The following is a 3,411-nucleotide window of genomic DNA, read 5'->3' on the forward strand; positions in this document are numbered from 1 at the left end:
CTGCTCGCGCTCGCGCTCGGCGGCGGCCTGCGCGGCGGCGCGCTCGGCGTTGCTGCGGCGGATGTCGGTGGCCATCGTGCGCAGCGCCTCGGCGAGCTGGCCGGTTTCGTCGGCCGATTCGACGTGCAGCTCGCTGTCGAGGCGCCCGGCGGCGATCTCGCCGGCGAAGCGGGCGCTGGCGAGGATCGGCCGGGTGATGCTGCGCGCCACCAGCCACATCGTGCCGACGCCGAGCACGAGGATCGCCAGCGCCACCAGCGTCTGCATCAGCACGTCGTGGCCGGCCCGCTCATGCAGGGCGGCGGCGAGGCTGGCGGCTTCGGCCATCGCGACCGTCTGCGGCACGGTGATCAGCACCGACCACGGCGTCTTGGTGTAGCCGAGCGTGATCGGCTCGAAGAACTTGAGCAGGCCGCTGGTTTCGTCGAGGACGACGTGGCTGCGGCCGTCGCGCACCACGGTCAGGTCGATGTCGTGGTCCTTGCCGACCAGCGGCCGGAACGAACTGCCGATCAGCCCGGGCTGGTCGCTGGCGGCGACGACGAGGCCGTCGTTGCTGACGATCGCCACCGAACCCTGGCCCTTGAACACCGAGGCATCGACCTGCTCGGCGAGCTTCTGCACGAAGGCGAGATCGAAGTCGGCACCGGCGACGCCGCGGAAGCGTCCGCCGATGCTGACCGGCACCGACATGGTGGCGAGATACACGGACTTGCCCTGCACGATGTAGGGCAGCGGGCCGAGGATGCTTTCCTGGCCGTTGGCCTGCGGGCCGAGATACCACGCGCCCTTGATGACGCCGTTCGGGTGGCGCTCGCGGCTGTCGTACTCGACCAGCGGCTGCACGGCGATGTGGCCGCTGCTGTCGCGCGTCCAGTAGGACAGGAAGCGGCCGCTGGCGTCGGTGCCGGCGCGATGCCCGGCGGCGGCTTCGGCGTCGAGGCCGTCGAGGCCGTCCGGCTCCCAGGCGCTGTAGGTGCCGTTGAAGCGCGGATGGGCCTTCAGCACGCCGAGCAGGATGCCGTCGAGCTGGGCACGGCGCAGCGCCGGCGGCGTGGCGACGGCGGTGTCATTGGTGGCGATCTGCTCGAAGGCGCGGGCCATGTTGCGCGCGGCGCCGAAGGCGGAGTCGAGTTCGGAGCGGATCAGCCCGGCCTGCGCCCGCGCCAGTGCCTGCAGGCTGCTGCGCGTGCCGCGTTCGAGCAGGTCGCCGACCCGCGCCTGCACGAAGGCTTCGGAACTGCGGTTGGATAGGGTCGCGAAACCGACCATCGCAATGGCGGTTCCGAGCAGGCACAGTCCGGCGAGGCCGGCAATCTTCAGTTGCAGGGAGCGCAGTTTCACAGGGCTTGTCCTTGGCGCGCGTTCGGGCACGGAGACGGATGACGTGGGTCCGCCATCTTGTCGGCTGCCGGTCGCTGCCCTGAATACCTTTGGCGCAAGGTTTGCGGAAAACATTGCAACATGCAGGGGCTTTGCTGCATTGCGGCATGCCGATCCTGCCGAGGATTCCCCGCCGATGAGCCGTATCGCCCTGATCCAGATGTGTGCCGGTGCCGATCCGGCCGCCAACTGCGCGACCGCCGGCCGGCTGGTCGCCGAGGCCGCTGCAGCCGGTGCCGGGCTGGTGGCATTGCCCGAGAGCTGGTTCTGCATCGATGCCGATCCGGCCGCCGGCCTGCGGCTGGCCGAGGACGAAGGCCGCGGGCCGCTGCAGGCGTTTCTGGCCGGGCTGGCGGCGCGTCACGGCGTCTGGCTGCTCGGCGGCACGCTGCCGCTGCGCGGCGAGGAGCCCGATCGCGTCTGTGCGGCGGCGCTGCTCTTCGATGCGCGCGGGCGCATCGGTGCGCGCTACGACAAGGTGCACCTGTTCGATGTCGATGTGGCCGATGCGCAGGGGCGCTACCGGGAATCCCGGGTCGTCGAGCCCGGCGAGCGCATCGTCGTCGCCGATACGCCGTTCGGGCGGCTCGGGCTGACGGTGTGCTACGACCTGCGCTTCCCGGAGCTTTTCCGGGCGATGAGCGCCGCCGGCGCCGAGGTGTTCGTCGTGCCCTCGGCGTTCACGGCCGTCACCGGCCGCGCGCACTGGGAGACCCTGCTGCGCGCCCGCGCGATCGAGAACCTCGCCTGGGTGCTGGCCCCGGCGCAGTGCGGCACGCATCCGGGCGGACGCGAGACGCACGGCGACAGCCTCGTCGTCGAGCCCTGGGGCGAGGTGATCGCGCGCCGCGCGAGCGGCGAGGGCATCGTGCTCGCCGAAATCGACCTCGAACGCGGGCGGCGGCTGCGTGCGGAGTTTCCGTGCCTCGATCACCGGCGGCTGTAGCCGGCCGGCGTGGCGACGCGCCGCGCTGCGCCGGCGGATGCACGGCAGACGGCGCACGGGCTGCGGCTGCGTACCCCGGTCGTCCCGCGCAGCGGCTTGCCGGACAGCCGGGCGATGCCGCCGTCAACACGGCGCCACATGGCTGTCATGCGCCTGCCATGCAGGCTCGCGGCGCATGCGCGCTTCGCGTTACCTTGACGAACAACTGCCCCGATGCCCCCCGAGGTCCCCGCCATGAGCACCGTTGCATCCGACGTACCCGCCGCCACCACCGGCGGCGGTTCCGCGCTCGATCTGGCGCGGGCCCTGATCCTCGCGCCGGCCGGGCTCGACGAGCCGCGGCTCGAATCGGCGCTCGGCACGCTGCTCGGCCATGCGGTCGATTACGGTGACCTGTACTTCCAGGTGCGCCGCGCCGAGTCCTGGTCGCTGGAGGACGGCGCGGTGAAGTCGGCCGCGCACAACATCGACCAGGGCGTCGGCGTGCGCGCGATCGCCGGCGAGCGCACCGGCTTCGCGTATTCGGACGAGCTGCACGCGCCGGCGCTGCTCGAAGCCGCGAAGGCTGCGCGTGCGATCGCCGCAAGCGGCAAGGGCCCGGAGCAGGGCGTGCGCATCGCCGGCACCCGGCCGGCGACGGCGCTGTACGCGCCGCTCGATCCGCTCGGCACGCTGAGCGCCGACGAGAAGATCCGCCTGCTCGAAGCCGTCGATGCCGAGGCGCGCCGCCAGGACCCGCGCGTCACGCAGGTCATGGTCAGCCTCGCCGCGGTGCAGGACGCGATCCTGATCGCCGCCTCCGACGGCACGCTGGCCGGCGACGTGCGCCCGCTGGTGCGCCTGAGCGTCAGCGTCATCGTCGAGCACAACGGCCGGCGCGAGCAGGGCGGCTCTGGCGGCGGCGGGCGCGTCGCCTACGGCTATTTCCTCGATGATGAGCGCGCGCTCGGCTATGCGCGCGAGGCGGTGCGTCAGGCGCTCGTCAACCTCGAAGCCGAGGAAGCCCCGGCCGGCACGATGGATGTCGTGCTCGGCCCCGGCTGGCCCGGCGTGCTGCTGCACGAGGCGGTCGGCCACGGCCT

3 protein-coding genes are annotated in these 3,411 nt (G+C 72.4%); 2 read left to right on the forward strand and 1 reads right to left on the reverse strand.

Going from position 1 to position 3,411, the window contains the following annotated elements; genetic code table 11:
• Positions 1-1,344, reverse strand: a 1,344-nt coding sequence (locus tag PKE44_RS16685) for a HAMP domain-containing protein (protein WP_324553499.1), incomplete at its 3' end; no start/stop codon positions are given.
• 175 nt (positions 1,345-1,519) lie between these two features.
• Between PKE44_RS16685 and PKE44_RS16690 the strand changes: the two genes are divergently transcribed.
• Together PKE44_RS16690 and PKE44_RS16695 are read left to right on the forward strand one after the other, a co-directional pair.
• Positions 1,520-2,329 carry a carbon-nitrogen hydrolase family protein gene (locus PKE44_RS16690; protein ID WP_324553502.1) on the forward strand — a complete coding sequence of 270 codons (810 nt, stop codon included), beginning with the start codon at positions 1,520-1,522 and terminating at the stop codon, positions 2,327-2,329.
• 234 nt (positions 2,330-2,563) lie between these two features.
• Positions 2,564-3,411, forward strand: an 848-nt coding sequence (locus tag PKE44_RS16695) for a DNA gyrase modulator (protein WP_324553505.1), incomplete at its 3' end; no start/stop codon positions are given.

Origin of the sequence: Plasticicumulans sp. (assembly GCF_035331805.1) — a bacterium.
In the GTDB taxonomy this organism is placed as follows: Bacteria; Pseudomonadota; Gammaproteobacteria; order Competibacterales; family Competibacteraceae; genus Plasticicumulans.

What these genes read in the sequence shown, in the direction of transcription:
- PKE44_RS16690 (WP_324553502.1), top strand. Translation starts at nt 1,520, where the DNA reads ATGAGCCGTATCGCCCTGATCCAGATGTGTGCCGGTGCCGATCCGGCC.